Raw genomic sequence first — 17022 nt, forward strand, 5'->3', positions numbered from 1 at the left:
ACGAGTAGGAGCTACAGGCTGAAGGCGATCGAGCGGAGGATCAGCGCGGCGATGAACACCGCCGTGAACGCGAGGTCGATCGACAGTCCGCCGGCGCGTATCGGCCGTACCACCTGTCGCACCCGCCCGATCACCGGCTCCGTCCAGGCGTGCGTCAACTGGCGAGCCCGGCTCGCCCACTGGGGTCCGTTCGCCAGCACGCCCGACCAGTCCAGCACCATCCGCGCGAGCAACACCAAAATGAACGCCGACAGCGCCCACCCAATCAGGGCTCCGATGAGGCTCATGATCAACTCCTTTGCGATGGCCACATTGGCCGTCTCACAAGTATCAACGGTGCCCACAACCCAGGAATGTCCTCGCCGCCGACTTCTTAGCCGACTATCAGGTCCGAGGCACCCTTGACGTGGTCTGGTTTTGCAGCGTCCCATGAGCCATGGCCGGGCACACAGGAGTGAGGGCACTCAGGCTGCGCGTACCTGGGGACCTCGGCCGCACCGCCGCAGCCGTTGTCCTGGTCGGCGCGGCCTACTACCTGGGTGCGCGTCTGGGCCTGAGCCTGTCGCTGGTCGAGCGAAACGTCACGCCGCTGTGGCCGCCCAGTGGCATCGCGCTGGCGGCCTTCCTGATTCTGGGGAGGAAGATGTGGCCGGGCGTCGCACTTGCCGCTCTGGCCGTGAATCTGCCGATCAGCACCGGTCCGGTGCCCGCGCTGCTGACCGCAGTAGGCAACACACTTGCGCCACTCGTCGCGGCGATCGTGCTCGAGCGCATCGGGTTCCGCCGTCAGCTGGATCGCCTACGTGATGCGCTGGCGATCGTCTTCCTGGGTGCGCTGGCGAGTATGACGATCAGCGCGACCATCGGCGCCGTCACCCTCACAGTTTCGAAAGGCACCCATGGACTGGCCGGTGCGTGGGTGGTGTGGTGGACCGGTGACGCAATGGGCGTTCTCGCCGTCGCGCCGTTCCTGTTGTGCATCCCTCTGTTCTGGGAACTCGAACCATGGCCGGCCGCGCGCTGGCTCGAAGCAGGGGTCATCCTCGCGCTGACCATCGTCCTGATGTGGTGGACGACTCGCACCGACGTCCCGTTGCTGTTCCTGGTGCTGCCGTTGCTGGGCTGGGCCGCGTGGCGTCTGCAACTACGCGGAGCCGCGCCCGCCGCTCTGATCGCATCACTGATCGCCACCTGGTCGGCGACGCACGACCTCGGCCCGTTCCGGGGCAAGTCGCTGCTGGGGCAGATGTTGAGTCTTCAAGCCTTCGACGCCACTGTCGCGCTGACGTCGTTCTTCCTGGCCGCGCTCGTGACCGAGCGGATGGGATTCGCTCGCGCGCTGATGGCCGCAGCTGCCGACCTGGAGGAGCGCGTCAAGGATCGCACCGCGGAGCTGAAGACAACCAACGACCAGCTGCGTCGCGAGATCGACCAGCGGCACGAGACCCAACAGCAGCTGACCCGGGAGGAGGCCAAGACCCGGCGCGAGCACCAGATCGCGGAAACGCTCCAGCGCAACCTGCTCCCGGACCGGATGCCCGACATCCCCGGCCTGGTGGTGGCCGCCCGCTATGTCCCAGCGACCGCAGACCTGCATGTCGGCGGTGACTGGTACGACGTGATCCAGCTGCGCGACGGCCTGATAGGTCTCGTCATCGGTGATGTCGCCGGCCACGGTCTGCAGGCCGCAGCAGCCATGGCACAGCTGAGGATGGCGGTGCGGGCCTACGCCGTCCACGATCCGGCACCGGCAGCGGTGATGAGAAAACTGCACAGATTGGCCCGCGAGCTGCCGATGGCCGAGATGGTGACGCTGCTCTACGTCCTGTACGACCCGGACACCGGCACGGTGCGTTTCACGAACGCCGGACATCCGCCCGCCCTCCTGATCGACAACGAGAGCACGCAGTACCTCGACGGCGGGCTGGCCCCACCCCTCGGCGTACTCGCGCACGGGGACTATGCCGAAGCAACGCAGCGACTGCGGCCCGGAGCGACTCTGCTGCTCTACACCGACGGGCTGGTCGAGAAGCGCGCGTTGTCGATTCAGGACGGACTCGATCGGTTGCTCGCCGCAGTGAGCGACGCCGAATGGCCCGACCTCGACGCTCTCTGCGACCATCTCCTCTCGAGCCTGCCGGAGACCGGAAAGGTTGCCGACGACATCGCACTGGTGGCGCTCAGGCCTTTGGCGCTGGCCGGAATGCCGTTGTCACTCGACGTCCCGGCCGATGCGCGCATGCTGTTCCAAGTCCGGCACGCCTTACGTCGTTGGCTTCGCGAGTCTGGTGTCAATGCGCGCGATGCCGGCGAGATCGCGATCGCCTGCGGGGAGGCTTGCAGCAACGTCGTACGGCACGCGTACGGCGCCTCGCCAGGCGACCTGCACGTCGAGGCGCTGCTCGTGGACGGCTCGGTCCAGCTGACAGTGCGCGACCACGGCCGGTGGCGGCGGCCGGCGGATCGTGGCGGCGGATTGGGCCTGACGCTGATCAACGGACTGTCGGACTCGGTGGACATCGACAGCGATACAGCAGGTACGACGGTCCTCATCCGACGCAACGTAGTGGTCGGGGACGAGAAGTGACCGCCTACGCGGAAGTGGACGCCTGGACGAGCAAGGGCGTCCAGGTTGTGCGGATCTCCGGCGAAGTCGACCTCACCAACGCGGTCGAGGTGCGGGATGCCATCAGCCACGTCGCCTCCGTCGACGAGGCCGTCATCGTCGTCGACCTGACCGAGACCGCCTATCTCGACAGCTCCGGGATCGCGATGCTGTTCCGTCTGGCCGAACGACTCACCCAAAGCCGCCAAGAGCTCCGCATCGTCGTCCCACCGGACTCCCCACTCCGAGCCGCACTCGAGTTGACGGACCTACCCCAGACCATCCCGGTCCAGCACACGCTCGAATGATCGCTTAGGTGACTCGCATTCCGGAGCTGGCTTGGGGCGCGGCCGCGTGGTTGGCGAGTAGTGCGGTTGCTGCGCCAGTGGTTGCGAAGAGTACGCCGAGCGCGATCCAACCCGGCGTACCGTGGTCGATCGCGCTGGTGGTGACAACGGCTGGGCTGAACATTTGGGCGACCGCGTAGCCGGTTTGGCTGAGGCCTTGGTAGGCGCCCGCTCGAGCGGGATCAGCGAGCTCGAACGCCATGGTCCAGCCGCCGGCCTCGCCCTGCGTCTCGGCGGCGGAGGCTGCGAGTGCAGCGAGAAGCAGTACGGCGGTTGCCGCTACGGCACCGAGGTACCCCGCGAAGGCGAACAGCACGCACGCGACCAGCAGGAGCAGACCTGCTCGTCGTACCGACTGCCCAGCGGTGCGCAGGCTCTGTGCACCGCGGGACGCCCGGACTTGAAAGAGAGCCACATAGACGGTGTTGACGAGCAGGAGCGCTGACACGAGGACCGTTGGGGCATCCGTGTGGTCCGCGACCCACAGCGGTATCGCGACCGACGTCAGCCCGAACTGGATCGCGAGAATGGCATTGAGGATGGTCGACGCGACGTACGTCCGATCGCGCAGCGGGGAGCGACCGCTGGAGGATGTCGCAGCGGTGTTGGAGGCGTCCATCCGCTCCGCCAGTCCCGCGACCCTCCTGCGCAGACCGATCAGTGGCAGTGTGCCGAGCATTGTGACCGCACCGACGAGCACCACCGTGAAGCGGTACGCCGAAGTCGTGTCCACCATCAGAGCGAGTCCTGCGAGCAGGCTGCCGCCGCCGATGAAGACGTTCATCACTACACGCAGCCTGGCGCGGACAGTAACTCGCTCCGGGCCGACGTACCACCGGGCGAGCAGTGTCACCTGGGCGGTGCTTTGCAGGCCGCGCGTCGCGGAAACGCAGGCTGCGATCAGAACGAAGCTAAGTACGTTGCTCGCAAAGGCATACGCCAATAGCGAGGCTCCGTTCGCGGCCAGTGTCCATTGCTGCAACCGATCCGCACCGTAGCGGTCGCTCAGCCGCCCACCGACGTACGACGCCAGGACGCCGACCGCTCCGGCAGCGGTGAGCCCGATCCCGACTGTGGCTGCGGACAGCCCTACTCCGCGGGTGAAGTAGAGCGCGCTGACGGCGAAGAACATGCCACGGGAGAGCGACAGCGCGGCCACGGCGGAGGCGAGCGCGCGTTCGACGGGATCACGGAGGAGCTCAGGCACGCGACAGTTGTCGCATCGGATGCTGGCAGGTACCAGCGATGTAGCGTATTGCTTCATGATCGAGTACGAACTCGCGGGCAACGATCTCGGCGAGGTGCGGTTCGCGATCTCACCGCTGCATGAGCTGGTCCTGTCGCTACGGACCCTGCGCGACCCCGGCCGCTTCCCGTTGCAGCTCCCCTGGCTTCGGGCGACCTCGTCGGCGCGCGCCGGTCTCGACCTGGATCTGCTCCACGCACTGACGAACGAGGCGTTATGGACGCCGGACTTCCTCACACCCCGGCCTTACAGCCCGCTCGGTCGCATCGAGGACGAGCTCTCGGCACTGACCAGCACTCCAGCCGCCGTCGTACGCACGGACCTCGCGGCCGTCCATCCGACCGGGCTTCCTGTGGTACTTCGAGGCCGCCCGGCGACCGTACTCCGTCGCGTGCTGGCGGCATTGCGCGACTACTGGGATGCCTGTTTCGAGCCGTACTGGACCCGGATGCGGACCGTCCTCGAGGCCGACATCGTCTACCGCGGACGAGTCATGGCTCAGTCCGGCCTGGCCACCATGTTCGCCGACGTCGACCCCCACGTCCGCCTCGACGGCACCGTCCTCCGCATCCGCCTCCGCAGCGACCTCTCCTACCGAACCTCAACCGCCGGCCGCGGTCTGACCCTCACCCCCTCACTCTTCAGCCGCCGCGGCGCAACGCCCATCTCCCCCGACGAGCCGCCCCACCTCATCTATCCAGCCCGCGGCCTGGGAACGCTCTGGCAGACCTCATCAGCCATCCCACCAACTGCGCTCGCAGACCTCATCGGCCGGGTCCGGGCCCGCCTGCTATCCCAGCTCGAAACGCCGACCTCGACGACCGAACTCGCCGTACGCCTGAACGTCACACCGACCGCGGTCAACCAACACCTACGCGCCCTACGCGCAGCCGGCCTCCTCATCTCAGCCCGCCACGGCCGCTCAGTCCTCTACCGCCGCTCCGACCTCGGCGACCGCCTCATCCGAGGGCTATAACCGCCTCAGCAAAGGCAATCGGCGCCTCCTGCGGCGCGTTATGCCCGATGTCCGGCAGCGAACGAATCTCGCACGGGCCAGCGAAATGCTGACCATCGTCACGCCCGGCCGGACCAGTCACGCCATCGGCCTCGCTAACGAGGATGACGGTCGGTACGGCGATGTTCGGCAGCGCGGCGAGCGCGACCTCCAGCGCGCCGTACCGCGGATCGCCTTCGACCAGGCCGTAACGGTGGCGGTACGAGTGGATCACCACGTCGACGAAGTCCTCGTTGTGCAGGCTGGGCGCGGTGGCGGGATAGGCGGCATCCGCGCCGGTCCACTTCGGCGACCAGTCCCGCCAGAGCAAGGCACACAGGTCATCGCGGTTCCGCGTCAGGCCACGTCGGCCACGTTCGGAGTGGAAGTAGTACTGATACCAGTACTTCTGTTCGGCCTCGGCGGACGTAGGTTCGGCGGAGTTCGCGATGTCCTGGATCGCGTAGCCCCCACAGGTGACCAGGCCGGCAATCCGCTCCGGCCACAGAGCCGCAGCGACACACGCGGCCCGCCCACCCCAGTCGTATCCCGCGACGACAGCCCGCTCAATCCCCAACGTATCCATGAAGTCCAGCAGATCCTGCCCCAACGCCGCCTGCTGCCCAGAACGCAGAGTCCCGGCCTCGCGAAACCTCGTCGACCCGTAGCCCCGCAGATAGGGCGCCAAGACATACCGCCCACTCGCCGCGAGCTCGTCCGCCACCTCGTCGTACGCGCGCACATCGTACGGAAAGCCATGCAGAAGGATCACCGGAACGCCACCCGCACTCGGTTCACCAGCCGCCTCATACCCGATCTCGAGCACGGGCGTAGTCACACTGCCCTGCAAGGGGAAACTCATAACCTCATCGTCGCACCGAGCACCGACAGAACCGCGTTGCGCTATCGTCCCCAACCATGTTCAACGTGCGAGGTAGAACGGCCCATCTGGCGTGGTACCGCACCGATGAGGCGGTGGCAGACGTCGCCTTCCTCCACGGCTTCTCAGACTCCGCCCAATGCTGGGAACCCCTCCTCGCCGAGATCCCCGGCATCCAAGCCCTAGCAATAGACGCCCGCGGCCACGGCATCTCCGGCCTCCCAGACGGCCCCCTCAGCTACCCCGAACTCAGCGACGACGCCGCCCTCGTCCTCTCAAGCCAACCCCGCGAAGGCGGAATGATCCTCGTCGGCCACTCAATGGGCGCAATGACCGCCGCCTACCTAGCCGCCGCAAGACCGGACCTCGTCCGCGCCGTCGTCCTAGAAGACCCCCCAACCGGAGAGCCACCCACCGATCAGCCTGACGAACCAGCAGAACCAGGCGAACCAGCCGAACCAGGCCAACCAGGCCAACCGAATGAAACAGGCGAACCGGCTGAGCCGGCCCAACCGATGTCCGGGCCGCCACCCTGGCTAGCGGACCTCCAAGCCCTCGACCTACCATCCCGAATCGCCCAAGCCCGATCCAACGACCCCACCTGGCCCACCGACGAACTCACCCCCTGGGCCATCTCAAAAGCCCAAGTCAACCCCCACCTCTTCGACCAGCCCTTCCAAAAACCATCCCCACTAACCGCTCTCCTGGCCGCGATCACGCGCCCAGTCCTCCTCATCCACGGCGACACCACCCGCGGCTCCCTAATCTCCCCCGCCTACGCCAACCGCTGCGCCCAAGCAGCAGCCGCCGACTTCCGCGCCATCCACATCCCCAACGCCGGCCACTCAGTACACCGCGACAACCGCCCCCACTACCTCACAGAACTAACCACATTCCTCAACGACCACCGCTAACCAACGAGCCGCTCACCCAAGCAGGTCATCGATCTCAACTCGATTGAGGACTTCCCGCAGCGCCGGTTCGTCCTCGATGACGATCGGCAGCTATTCGTACGCCGTGCGCATCAGGTTGATCACGAGCTCGCGCACAGCGTCCTCGACGAGGAGATTCGCGGCCCACCTCATCCCATCGAACCGCGTCCCGCTGGTGGCGCTCAAAGCTGGCGGCGGCGGGCCTTGATCCGCCGAACGCCGAACGCATCAAGCCTCGCTTGATGAAGCGACAACTCGCACCTTGTCGATCGCAGGTGCGACGGCAAGCGCCTCACGAACCGTGAGCAGCACATGTGATGCGACCAAGAGTCCGCTAGAACTAGTCCTGGTCAGTACGAGATGGTCAACTGCTCTCCATGGAAACTGCATTTGCTGCGATCATCGCGGTCGCCGGCACTCTGCTAGGAGCGACTCTCACCTACATCTTTCAGCGTCGAGCCAATCAACAGCTTGCCGCTATCGGCTCACGAGAGAGAGCACGTCAGGAACGCCTCGACGCCTACGCAGCCTTCGGGGGTTCAGCAGTACGTTTCCGAGTATCAGGACTCAACCTATGGCACCGCCACGACGAAGGAGCGAGCGACGAAGCAGTGCGCCTCGCAACGGCCGACTATTACCGCCTCCGTGCAGAGTTGGTTGATGCGGAGCTCCGAGTACAACTGGTCAGTCCGGTCGCCGGCCTTCACGCGCTCATGTCAGATGTCATCGCGATGGCACATGTGGTTCCAGAAGCGACATCCGTAGATGATCGCAGAGCTCGAAGCACTGCCGCGAAGGCCGCATTGTCCCGTTTCGTAGCGGCCGCTTCGGCCGAGCTTAGGCAGCAACCCAGCACAATCGGGTGACAGCTGAAGCCAACATTGCTCGGAGGGCGCAGTCTGGCTTCGCCCGCTGAGGTAGCCGATGAGGTCACGATAGCGATCGCGCGGCGGTTCTATCGCCCGCGCCGCGAAAGACGACTGTCAGGATCAGCTTGCATGGGTCTCTCCAGGATTCTGACCGCGCTTAGGATTCCGAATGTTTCGTAGGCTCTGCGATCGGCACGTCGTCGGAGACACTCAACTTGCCCTCGTCCGGCGATGCGGTATGTTTCTCGGACTCGATCGTGTGTGTGTCGTTCACAAGTTCGACTGATGTCTTGTTCTCGAAGTCGATCTCTAGAGATGCGAAGCCCAACTGAGACGCGAGACCTGCAAATCGATCGACTGGTCCGCCATTCGGTGGCGTCGTGACAGGGAATCGCATGCCGATGACCGAATCTCCCAGGAGCTGCTGTGGCGTCGGGCCGAGCGGCAGCGAAGGGTACTTCGGCAGGCTCGCCTTCCGCCCGGCAAAATGCTGGGTCGCTGCAATGTAAAACATCGCAGCGTGAGTGGCTGCCAACATCCAAGTTTCAGCCAGAAGCATCGCTGGTACGAGACTCAGAGTAGTCAGCTCGAGCGGCTGCTTCCGACCATTCTGTCTTGAGGGACGAACTAGGTAGCTGAGGGTCTCTGAACTGAATATATCGATGGCTCCGGGACCTGAGACTGCACTCAACGGCATGGTCCCGTCGCTACTCGGAGGTTGCTTGGTGAAAACCAGACGAACGTCGTCACGCGACCTGACAGCGAGACCATGCTTGATCTTGTTGCCCGCGACATTGACGCTTACGTCATCGCGCTGAAGCAACAAGATGGCGTACTGCAGCCATGCTCCCATCACATTCAGCGCCACATCGTTCTCGGGCGCCGGCTTTTCACCTGCTTCGCTTGGCAGTACCAGTGTCCAGAATGTTTGACGACCGTCGTCACTTGCTAACCTCTCGGCCGCTTGGTTGGCAAGTTCGCGCACCGCCACTGGACCGTCTGATATAGCAACCCACATACATGCGGCCGTATCCCCAGGAACTCGGCCAATCGCGACTGAGTGGTACAACCGCACGAGCGCCTCAGCCGCGTGTTGGCGGACGGCCAGCGAGTCAGTTGCAACCTGGAGTCGACGGTCAGACCCGTCGAAGTCCAAGATCTTTGCCTCGTCATCGATCTCAAGGGCTGCAAGGAACGCCGCACCAACGTCACCTGATCGATTTCGTTCACCCGATTCCGCCACGGCGATCAGCGAAGCGATGCGCGCCGAGTAGTACTCCAGTGGACGCGACGTGAAGTATGCGTCGTCGAGATCGCGCGCTTGATCAGGCGTGAGCTGTGGGCCCTCTGCTTTGATGAACATCTTGCTATCCTCCTTCATCGAGCGGCACCAGCGCCCATCAATTGTGTGGTTGGCCAGCCGTGAGGAGTCCGCTATTCGGTGGATGTCTTCACACATCGCGCGGCGTCCCATCTTCTGTCGACCCGTGCGGCAGCCTGTCCACATGGCTATACGCGAGAGCGGGGAACTCGGGGTGGCGCACGCTGACCAGAGACCGGATTATTCGCTCGCTCTGGAGGAGGCGCGCCGCACTCTCGATCATCAGCGCGACGATCTGAAGTCGATTCGGGATCGCTCTGTCGCAGTCCTGGGGATCGCATCGGTATCTGCATCGGTAGCCGGTGGCCTCAGCACCACGAAGGCCGCGAGCCCCAGAGGTAGCGGGTGGGCTTACGGCGCCGGGGGCTGTCTCGCTCTGATAATTGCGATCACCTTACTGATCGCCTGGCCCCGCAAGGTCGTGTTCAACCAGAACGGTGCGAAGATCATCCGGTGGATCGACCTAGGCACGCCGGATATCCAGACCAGGGCGCAACGGAACCTCGCGATCTATATGCAGCGTCAGTACAACAACAACGAGCTCCTGCTAGACCGCATGTTGCGAGGATTGCAAATCGACATCATCTTGCTGGCAGTCCAGCTCGGGCTATTAGCGATCGACCTTTGGAGGTAGCCAGGTGTCTGGTCAAGAGGGAATGCCGGAGCCCGATCCCGACTTCGACGACCCTGGGATCACCGAGAAGCGCGATAGACCACGCAACGAGCCGAAGCCCGGACCTGGAGGCAGGCCCGGCGCGCCAGGCCCAGGATTGAGAGATCCCCGAGGCGGCCCGATCCGGCGCACAGTCGAAGGTCGAGCCGACGCAGGAGAGCAATAGCCGCTCGTTCGACACGGTTGACGCTGGGATGTCAGCAACTGTCAAGACCAGCGAGCCCGAGGGTGAGGCCCACCGAGGCGCGCAGCGACTTGTAGCGGTCTCGATTACAAAGCCTGGCCGCCGGCAAGTGCCACCGCTGAATTGTCGGCGGCCGAGGGTACGGTCCAGCCATGCCAATTGCCGGTTTCATCATCTCGATCGTTGCCGTCGTGGTGGCGACCGCCGCCGCGATCTTCACGGGTATTCAAGCCATCGAGACAAAGCGAGCCCGCCGAGCCTCGGAGATCCAGGCCGCTGCGGCACAACACTCGAATGAGATAGCTGAACGTGCAGTGCAGGAAGCAGCCCAGGCCAACATGCTCGCGGACAAGGACCGTCATCGCCGGATGACACCCACTGTGCTCGTTGAGCTTGGTCGCGAGACTGCTGGTGGCGGGTACGAGCTAGTGTTCATCTCACCGAACGACGACATCGAGGCCGGGACCGTTAGCTTGATCGACGGATGGCAATCGGCGGTCGCTGGCATCAGCACCAGTACGAGTTCACCGGTCATCGGAGCCTCGGCGAGCCTCCCAGCAACCTCAGCCGGTATTCCAGCTGTGCTGGGCATCTGGCTCAATCAGCCAGAGGACGCCTACGGCAAGGAGATCAAGATGCGTTGCACCGTGACAACTGCCGACGGTACATGGGATCTGCCTGCACACACTGTGCGCTTCGAGCAACCCCCGGCCTCGCCTCAGGTCGCCAGGCAGGCTGGGGATGGACCGGACATTGCAAGCGCGGGGTTCTGACTGCGCCTAAACCGTTTGACGGACAGCCAACATCGGGGGATGTCTGACCATGGAAGGCGTGCCGAGGAGGCTCCCCGGGCGGCGCTCGTTCCGGCCGGGGTTCAAGCCGCGATCGCGGAGTTGTGCCAGCGGGGTAGCCGAGCAGTCGGCCAGGTCATCGGGGACTTCGACCTGATCGAGACAGCGATGCGGGAATGGGTGAAGCAGGCAGGCGTGACGCGGGGCCCGCCAATGGTCGCCTGGCCTTGCTGATCGCACACCCGATCAGGTCAGCGCTTGATATCGAAGGAACGAGCCACCCCTTGCTGACAAATATGAGCTGCTTCAAACGCTGCCTCAAATTTGTACGGCGGGCGGTGTCTCCCAGCGTGGCGGAGCTCGGCCCGTGATGGCCGAACATCTCCCGCTTGGCCAAGCGCGGCTGAGCGTCGGCGACAGAAGCGTGCTGGAAATTCGACGTGCCAATGTCAGAGGGCACGAACGACTCGATGGACGCCACAGGCAGCCTGCCGCGGTAGACCCCGGCCGATGCCTCTGCCCACCTACTTGCAACATGTTGATACAAGTTCGTCAGCAAGTTGGCCTGAGCTGGCCACCTACCTCTGCACCCTCGTCCTTGATCGATAGAGGTACGAGGGTCAGTTTGCTCGGCTGTCTTTCGTTGTCCTCCCTCTTCCTCAAAACATGAGGACGGCAGCGCGCGTATCGAGGCTTGATGAAGACGTTGATTTCAAGCTGGTGGACCAATCTGATGGCATCGCACGGCAGGCGCTGCGCGGCCGATCATTGGGAGCGAAGAGCTCCGCTACTTGTAGCGGTGCCAGAGTTCGTTGGCGCCTGATCTGAGAGTGGCGAGGCGGTGGGCGTGAGCCTTGGCGATGTCGGGGCGGTTGCGGAGGTCGGTGATGACGCTGGTGACTAGGACTAGTTCTCGGATGCGGCGGAGGGTTGGCCAAGACGGGAGGGTGGTGACGTCTAGTCCGTAGGTGGTGGCTAGCGCCTCGTGGTCTTGGGTGGCGCCGAAGCGGAGGGCGCTGACTGCGGCTACCACTAGGTCGTAGGCCAGTGGGCCGATGCTGGTGCCGTCGAAGTCGCAGAGGACGAAGCGGCCGGTTGGCTCACGTAGGAGGTTGCCGATATAGGCGTCGCCGTGGAGTAACCCCATTCGGAGGTCGGGAGTGAGGGCTCGGTAGTCGGCTTCGATGGTGGTCCATTGTTCGGTGAGCCAGGCGTGGTCGTCGGCGGTGAGTCCGTCGGCCATGGCGAGGCGGCTGCGGGCGCTGCTAAAGGGGTCCCACGGTTTGAGGCCGGGCATCGGTTCGAGTTTGTGCCAGCCGAGTAATGGCGCAGCGAGCGCGGCGCCGGTCCATGCCGGGTTGCTGCCTTCGAGAAGCTGCCAGATCGTGGCTGAGTAGTTCTCGAAGAGGACGGGCTGGGTGAGATCTGGCGCCAGCCTGACAGCAGGCGCGTCGTGCTCTTCCAGCCAGGTAGCGATTCGTGCGACGTGGTCTGCCCGCTGGCTGGCGAGGTCGCCGGCACCGAACCTGACCACGACGCCTTGGCTAGGAAGTCGGTACACGGCGTTGTTTGTGTATTTGATGAGTTCAGCGTCGTCCGGGAGAAGGCCGGCCTCTTGGCAGATGCCTTTGAGAGCGTGCTTGAGCCGTTGGTCGAGCTCTGGGGACAAGTTGGTCATGCGGTGAGTGCCTTCGGCGCGGTCGTGCGGACGGATTCGAGCTGATGTAACAGGTCCACGGCGTCGGAGTTGTCGGAGTGTTGTGAGGCTGCGGTGCCGATCTCGGCGAGGCGGCTGAGGCCGCGGCCGCTTCGAAGGTGCTGCGCTTCGTTGATCACGTCACGAGCTATGTCGATGCCGATGTTCAGTTCGTTGGTACGCAGCAGGTTCGTCGACAACACGATCCGATCGAAGGTCCTACTTCGGCGCGACCTGTCGGAGCCGGATTCGGTGATTGCTTGCTGTGCGAATGTGACGGCGCGTACGGCGTACTCGCGAGCTTGAGTATCGTCCTTCGCGTACGCCGACAGCGAGTTGTACACGAGCGCCTGATGTCCGGTGTAGTCCCCTGGCGTGAAGTACAGGGTCGTCCACGGGGAGACCCGGCGCTTGTCGGCACGGCCCATCTCGTGTTCCGCACGAGCGAGAGCGTCAACGACGTGGTCGTGCTTGCCGAGCATCGCGTACGCCAGTGCTTCGTTGGCATGTAGCCTGGCGACCTCCGCTGGATCGCCCGCGTCCTGCGCCGCGAGTTGGCCAAGCTGGAGCATCTTCAGCGCCTCGACAGGTTGGGCTTCCTGCATGCTCACCCGTCCCAGCCGGTACAGGATCGACGCGGCCAGCGAGGGTTCGTCGGCGTCCTTGGCGAGGACGAGTGCGTTCATCAGAAAGCGTCGGGCCGTGGCTTGATCACCGATGTCATGGAACGACCAGCCGACCATGCTGCTGAAGTCCGCGAGGGATACCTTGAGGTCACGGCGAGTGCGCTGATCGGCAGTGGAATGGATCATCCGCCGTGCATAGCCGTAGAAGCCGCGGGCAGCGTCGACGGCTGCTCCCCCGCCGTAGCGCTGATCCAGCTTCCGAAACTCTGCCGTCATGGACACGACCTGCTCGACGTCAGAGTCTGTGATCACCGGCGGCACTGCGGTCGAACTGTTAGGGAACTCTGGCAACCACTTCCGGGCCTGGTCATTCACTGAACCGAACGCCACACTCGCCACTGCGCCGGCGAAATTCCTACGGTCTTCCCTGGTCAGCTCGCGCGACTCATCTGTCTCTGCTTGGTCGGTCGAGCCGTATGCGAGGCCCATCCTTCCGCGCGGAATCTCGAACGCATCGGCGACCCGTTCAAGGACGTCGTACGCCTTGACCTGGCGGCCGTTCAGGATCTCCGAGACTTCGCCCTGAGACTGGTAAGTGCGGGCGCCGATCTGCGTCTGACTCCAACCGTGGCGTTGCAGCCAACGGAAGATACCTGCCACGTCACGTGACGCCAGGACAGGACGCAGCTCCGCGCGATCCCACCACGAGGAGTCGAGCAGCGGCTGCGGTGCCGTCATCGTCACTCCTTGTCTCTAGGCGGCTCTGTGAAGTTAGCCCGAGCGCATCCGGCCCGTCTATCGGCACCGCCGATAGGTCGTCTCGATGAGCACAGCCCGTAGTAGGGGAAGCGGCCGCAGCGCCATGGTGTGGACACAGAGCGTTACAGCAACCAGTAAAGGACGCCACCCATGACAACGCCACTATTGATCGTGATCTGCCTGACCGCGGGCTTGACGATCGCAATGGTCAGGGATCTGGTTCGAGACCTGTCTGGCCGCAACGAATGAGCTGGCGGTCGGACAGATGACCAACACTCTTCCAGAGACAGATGACCGCGAGCAGGGCGACAACATGCGGACGTACGGCTACATCCGCAAACACTTCCTCATGACCGAGGCGGAGTTGGCAACCGCGCGAAAGCTGATCGTCGACGCGGCTCAGGCTCGTGGCGTGCATCTCGTGGCGATCCATGTCGAGGAGATCGAGACTTCGCCTGAGGCGTTCCACGATCTGCTTGCGGTCGTCATGCAGGAAGCACAGCGGATGATCATCACACCTGACATCCAGCACCTCGAGGTAGCCGGCGAGCCATCGTCAGTGCGGCAGCGCCTTGAGTCGAACGGCATCACGATCGTGGTCAGCGACTAGGCATCGCAGACGCAGATGTCGGTCACCCCAGCCCTCGGATTCATCTCGATGTACTTCGTCCGCAACACCGGCGAACTGCTCGCTGTCCACCGGCGGCTGAAGACGTTCGCGAACGACCATGGGCTTCAGCTCAGCAAGGTGTACGTCGAAGAGCCCGGACCACCCAACGCGGCCTTCGACCTGCTCGAAGCGCTCCTGGAATCCGAGGGGCAACCGCTCGTCGTGCCGACATTGCACCACCTCGTAGTACTCGGTCACCCGACGCAGATCAGAGACCATCTCCACCACTGCTCCCACGAGGTCCTGATCGCCACCAAGCCGGCGGAGCGGACGTGCTGAGGGGACATCCCTCGTTCTCCTCAAGTCCCCTGCACCCCGCGTCCGTTCCGCCGCTCCACCGGGAACACCGCCCGGCCACCTCACTAGCGCCTGGGTGGTGTTCCTCCCCCGAAGCTGCGTCCGCTCGGTGTCCTCAACCAGGCGGGCGCGGCGTGTGGCGCGCTAAGACTTGGTCTCAGAGTTCAGCCGGGAAGTAGTTGTTCGCGCAGGATGTCGGCGTGTCCGCAATGGTGGGCCAGCTCGCGCAGGACCTGCAGGTAGACCCAGCGAAGGGTCCGCGGTCCGGCGCGGTGGCCGGTGGCGACGGCGTCCAGTGGCATGTCTGCGACCGCTCCCCGAGCTGTGGCACAGGCTTCCTGGTGGGCTGCCCGAACTGAGGCGATGGTGTCGTCGGCGGCGAGCCGGAAGGATTCGCCTGGGCTCTGCACCAGGCCGAGTTCCCTGCGGGACCCGCCACTGACGCACTCCTCGAACCACACCCGCTGCATCCACGTGACGTGCTTGAGAAGCCCGAGCAGCGTCGTCGCAGACGGGACAAGCCGGCGGCGGACCTGCTCCTCGGTGAGACCCTCGAGCGTCGCCTCGATGGCATTGCGGTAGTCCTCGATGAATGCTTCGAGCTGTGTGCGTTCGTCGTCCAGCAGCACATCGAACGAACCCATCAAGTCTCCAATCGAGCCGATGGCGCCATCCACGGCGACGTCGACAGTCCACGACTCATGCTCTTGCTGCGTGAGACCGCGCCAATCAATCAGCACGAGGCCCAACGTCCTCGGCGGGCGCAAGGTTCTGTGGGAGCCAGGGGTGATCTAGAACGGCCTGCCAGGCGAGGTGCCATGGGAACAGGTGGATGTACTGTTCACCAGTTCCCGGTTCGTGCTGCTTGTAGACGTCATCCCCGACGAGAACGGTCACTCCCCACGCGGCGAGATTGGTGATCGCTGTCTGCACTGCGGGAAAGCTGATCTGTGCTCGGTTTGAGAACGGCATGGCGACAACGGGTTGCTTCTTGCCGACGGCTTCCACGAGAAGCCCCAGTGGCAATGTGTCCGAGATCCCGGCGGCCCACTTCGCCAGGCTGTTGCAGGTGATCGGAGCGACGATCAGCGCATCGGCCGGCGGCAGAACGTCCGGCGCATCCGGCTCCTTGTAAGAGCTGCGCACCGCATGCCCCGTCTTCGCAGCCAGACCTTCACAGTCGATGAAGCGTCGCCCGTCGGGTGAGGCAATGACACACACCTCCCATCCATAGGACAGGGCCAAATCAACCAACCGCCCAACATCCCGAGCCGCTGGCGATCCAGTCACCAGGGCATACAAGACCGGCAGACGGTCTGCGGTCATGGCTCCGTACCTCTCCCCTCAGACGCGCATCCGGCACCAAGCGGCAAACCTCGCAAGTGAGGCGGTCGTTCGTTTATACCTGACGGCGAGCTCCATGGGCGGCGGCCCGCGAGTCGCCGGCGGTAGCCGGCGAACTGGTTCGGTGCGCTGCGGACTGTCCGCCTAGGCGGTGGTGGCCGGGTCCAGGCTGGTCGCCAAGGTCGCCGACGGTGTGGTGCGGGGCCAGGTCCAGGCGAACCGCACGATGAGGGCGAGAAGGATCAATTCCAGTGCGATGCCAATGCCGTAGAAGTACAGCCAGGACTCGCCCACCACGTTGAACGCCGTGACGGGGATGTAGAGCGAAGCCACGATGAGGTTCGTGATGCGGTTCGCCCTGGCGGGCAGCGTCATCGACAGCACGACCATGAGGATCGGGATGGCCATGAGGGTCAGAGCCGTGGTCGAAAAGGTCTGGGAGAGGCCGAACTCGAAGACCTTGCCGTCGAGGATGTTTTCTATGACGCCGGGCGTGAAGAAGTTGAGAATGTCCACGTAGGCGTAGAGGAACATGAAGCTTGTCCACGCTGCGGCGAGCTTGGCTCGCACCGGGATCGGCTGGTCTTGCAGTTTGGCGGTGGTGGATTGACGTGTTCTCATCCTGGGCTCCGTTGGTGTGGTGAGGATCGGTGGGTCCACGATCGCCCGGCCCGGCGGCGGGCGCCTCGGCCCGAAGGCTGGAGTTCGGCTGGACGATGGCAGGGTCT

The 17022-nt window shown here is 64.3% G+C and carries 19 protein-coding genes; 10 read left to right on the plus strand and 9 right to left on the minus strand.

The genetic code is table 11. The annotated features are described in order from the left end of the window. Positions 1-11 precede the first annotated feature (11 nt). Positions 12-287 (minus strand): YggT family protein, encoded by a 276-nt coding sequence (locus EV650_RS07465; protein WP_134116670.1) that lies wholly within the window; start codon positions 285-287, stop codon positions 12-14. A 167-nt stretch (positions 288-454) separates the two neighbouring features. Here EV650_RS07465 and EV650_RS07470 point away from each other — a divergent pair, with 167 nt between their 5' ends. Both EV650_RS07470 and EV650_RS07475 read left to right on the plus strand, forming a co-directional pair. Then, positions 455-2587: an ATP-binding SpoIIE family protein phosphatase gene (locus EV650_RS07470; protein ID WP_202874426.1), complete on the plus strand. Its 2133-nt coding sequence runs from the start codon at positions 455-457 to the stop codon at positions 2585-2587. Next, positions 2584-2913: an STAS domain-containing protein gene (locus EV650_RS07475; protein ID WP_166678055.1), complete on the plus strand. Its 330-nt coding sequence runs from the start codon at positions 2584-2586 to the stop codon at positions 2911-2913. Before EV650_RS07470 ends, EV650_RS07475 begins: the two co-directional genes overlap by 4 nt. Before the next feature lie 4 nt (positions 2914-2917). Here the strand turns inward: EV650_RS07475 and EV650_RS07480 are convergent, their stop codons facing one another. After that, the gene (locus tag EV650_RS07480) at positions 2918-4159 is read right to left on the minus strand and encodes an MFS transporter (protein ID WP_202874427.1); all 1242 of its coding nucleotides are present in this window, start codon (positions 4157-4159) and stop codon (positions 2918-2920) included. A 55-nt stretch (positions 4160-4214) separates the two neighbouring features. Here EV650_RS07480 and EV650_RS07485 point away from each other — a divergent pair, with 55 nt between their 5' ends. Beyond that, entirely contained in the window at positions 4215-5174 is a 960-nt protein-coding gene (locus EV650_RS07485) for an ArsR/SmtB family transcription factor (RefSeq protein WP_134116678.1), read from the plus strand. On the opposite strand, the gene EV650_RS07490 is transcribed toward EV650_RS07485, so the two are convergent. Further along, positions 5158-6054, minus strand: coding sequence for an alpha/beta fold hydrolase (locus tag EV650_RS07490; RefSeq protein ID WP_134116680.1), 897 nt, complete (start codon positions 6052-6054; stop codon positions 5158-5160). The two genes, EV650_RS07485 and EV650_RS07490, sit on opposite strands and share 17 nt — an antisense overlap. Before the next feature lie 56 nt (positions 6055-6110). Here EV650_RS07490 and EV650_RS07495 point away from each other — a divergent pair, with 56 nt between their 5' ends. Together EV650_RS07495 and kilB are read left to right on the plus strand one after the other, a co-directional pair. Further along, positions 6111-6986: an alpha/beta fold hydrolase gene (locus EV650_RS07495; RefSeq protein ID WP_134116682.1), complete on the plus strand. Its 876-nt coding sequence runs from the start codon at positions 6111-6113 to the stop codon at positions 6984-6986. 395 nt (positions 6987-7381) lie between these two features. Next, positions 7382-7870 carry a plasmid transfer protein KilB gene (kilB, locus tag EV650_RS41595; RefSeq protein ID WP_500778884.1) on the plus strand — a complete coding sequence of 163 codons (489 nt, stop codon included), beginning with the start codon at positions 7382-7384 and terminating at the stop codon, positions 7868-7870. A 160-nt stretch (positions 7871-8030) separates the two neighbouring features. Here kilB and EV650_RS07500 read toward each other — a convergent pair whose 3' ends face one another. Further along, positions 8031-9254, minus strand: coding sequence for a hypothetical protein (locus EV650_RS07500; RefSeq protein WP_134116684.1), 1224 nt, complete (start codon positions 9252-9254; stop codon positions 8031-8033). Positions 9255-9378: 124 nt separating this feature from the next. Here EV650_RS07500 and EV650_RS07505 point away from each other — a divergent pair, with 124 nt between their 5' ends. From EV650_RS07505 to EV650_RS07515, 3 genes are all read left to right on the plus strand, one after another. Continuing rightward, on the plus strand, positions 9379-9888 hold the full coding sequence (locus EV650_RS07505) for a hypothetical protein (RefSeq protein ID WP_134116686.1): 510 nt from the start codon (positions 9379-9381) through the stop codon (positions 9886-9888). Positions 9889-10302: 414 nt separating this feature from the next. Next, the gene (locus tag EV650_RS07510; protein ID WP_166678056.1) at positions 10303-10884 is read left to right on the plus strand and encodes a hypothetical protein; all 582 of its coding nucleotides are present in this window, start codon (positions 10303-10305) and stop codon (positions 10882-10884) included. Positions 10885-10923: 39 nt separating this feature from the next. Then, a complete protein-coding gene (locus EV650_RS07515; RefSeq protein ID WP_134116690.1) occupies positions 10924-11136 on the plus strand; it encodes a hypothetical protein in 213 nt (70 codons plus the stop codon). 553 nt (positions 11137-11689) lie between these two features. Here EV650_RS07515 and EV650_RS07520 read toward each other — a convergent pair. Further along, a complete protein-coding gene (locus EV650_RS07520; protein ID WP_134116692.1) occupies positions 11690-12580 on the minus strand; it encodes a phosphotransferase enzyme family protein in 891 nt (296 codons plus the stop codon). Beyond that, positions 12577-13962: a helix-turn-helix domain-containing protein gene (locus tag EV650_RS07525; RefSeq protein ID WP_134116694.1), complete on the minus strand. Its 1386-nt coding sequence runs from the start codon at positions 13960-13962 to the stop codon at positions 12577-12579. Before EV650_RS07525 ends, EV650_RS07520 begins: the two co-directional genes overlap by 4 nt. 286 nt (positions 13963-14248) lie before the next feature. On the opposite strand from EV650_RS07525, the gene EV650_RS07530 reads away from it, so the two are divergent. Next, on the plus strand, positions 14249-14593 hold the full coding sequence (locus EV650_RS07530; protein ID WP_134116696.1) for a hypothetical protein: 345 nt from the start codon (positions 14249-14251) through the stop codon (positions 14591-14593). A 15-nt stretch (positions 14594-14608) separates the two neighbouring features. Next, complete coding sequence (locus EV650_RS07535) at positions 14609-14932, plus strand: hypothetical protein (protein ID WP_134116698.1); 324 nt, start codon at positions 14609-14611, stop codon at positions 14930-14932. 182 nt (positions 14933-15114) lie between these two features. On the opposite strand, the gene EV650_RS07540 is transcribed toward EV650_RS07535, so the two are convergent. From EV650_RS07540 to EV650_RS07550, 3 genes are all read right to left on the minus strand, one after another. After that, positions 15115-15594 (minus strand): DinB family protein, encoded by a 480-nt coding sequence (locus tag EV650_RS07540; RefSeq protein ID WP_134116700.1) that lies wholly within the window; start codon positions 15592-15594, stop codon positions 15115-15117. An 85-nt stretch (positions 15595-15679) separates the two neighbouring features. Further along, positions 15680-16276, minus strand: a complete 597-nt coding sequence (locus EV650_RS07545; protein ID WP_134116702.1) for a flavoprotein — start codon at positions 16274-16276, stop codon at positions 15680-15682. 162 nt (positions 16277-16438) lie between these two features. Beyond that, positions 16439-16915, minus strand: coding sequence for a DUF6326 family protein (locus EV650_RS07550; RefSeq protein WP_134116704.1), 477 nt, complete (start codon positions 16913-16915; stop codon positions 16439-16441). Positions 16916-17022 lie beyond the last annotated feature (107 nt).

Origin of the sequence: Kribbella kalugense, from assembly GCF_004365875.1 — a bacterium.
Taxonomy (GTDB): Bacteria; Actinomycetota; Actinomycetes; order Propionibacteriales; family Kribbellaceae; genus Kribbella; species Kribbella kalugense.

What these genes read in the sequence shown, in the direction of transcription:
- EV650_RS07465 (WP_134116670.1), bottom strand. Translation starts at nt 287, where the DNA reads ATGAGCCTCATCGGAGCCCTGATTGGGTGGGCGCTGTCGGCGTTCATT.
- EV650_RS07485 (WP_134116678.1), top strand. Translation starts at nt 4,215, where the DNA reads ATGATCGAGTACGAACTCGCGGGCAACGATCTCGGCGAGGTGCGGTTC.
- EV650_RS07490 (WP_134116680.1), bottom strand. Translation starts at nt 6,054, where the DNA reads ATGAGTTTCCCCTTGCAGGGCAGTGTGACTACGCCCGTGCTCGAGATC.
- EV650_RS07495 (WP_134116682.1), top strand. Translation starts at nt 6,111, where the DNA reads ATGTTCAACGTGCGAGGTAGAACGGCCCATCTGGCGTGGTACCGCACC.
- kilB (WP_500778884.1), top strand. Translation starts at nt 7,382, where the DNA reads ATGGAAACTGCATTTGCTGCGATCATCGCGGTCGCCGGCACTCTGCTA.
- EV650_RS07500 (WP_134116684.1), bottom strand. Translation starts at nt 9,254, where the DNA reads ATGAAGGAGGATAGCAAGATGTTCATCAAAGCAGAGGGCCCACAGCTC.
- EV650_RS07505 (WP_134116686.1), top strand. Translation starts at nt 9,379, where the DNA reads ATGGCTATACGCGAGAGCGGGGAACTCGGGGTGGCGCACGCTGACCAG.
- EV650_RS07515 (WP_134116690.1), top strand. Translation starts at nt 10,924, where the DNA reads ATGTCTGACCATGGAAGGCGTGCCGAGGAGGCTCCCCGGGCGGCGCTC.
- EV650_RS07520 (WP_134116692.1), bottom strand. Translation starts at nt 12,580, where the DNA reads ATGACCAACTTGTCCCCAGAGCTCGACCAACGGCTCAAGCACGCTCTC.
- EV650_RS07525 (WP_134116694.1), bottom strand. Translation starts at nt 13,962, where the DNA reads ATGACGGCACCGCAGCCGCTGCTCGACTCCTCGTGGTGGGATCGCGCG.
- EV650_RS07530 (WP_134116696.1), top strand. Translation starts at nt 14,249, where the DNA reads ATGACCAACACTCTTCCAGAGACAGATGACCGCGAGCAGGGCGACAAC.
- EV650_RS07535 (WP_134116698.1), top strand. Translation starts at nt 14,609, where the DNA reads ATGTCGGTCACCCCAGCCCTCGGATTCATCTCGATGTACTTCGTCCGC.
- EV650_RS07540 (WP_134116700.1), bottom strand. Translation starts at nt 15,594, where the DNA reads ATGGGTTCGTTCGATGTGCTGCTGGACGACGAACGCACACAGCTCGAA.
- EV650_RS07545 (WP_134116702.1), bottom strand. Translation starts at nt 16,276, where the DNA reads ATGACCGCAGACCGTCTGCCGGTCTTGTATGCCCTGGTGACTGGATCG.
- EV650_RS07550 (WP_134116704.1), bottom strand. Translation starts at nt 16,915, where the DNA reads ATGAGAACACGTCAATCCACCACCGCCAAACTGCAAGACCAGCCGATC.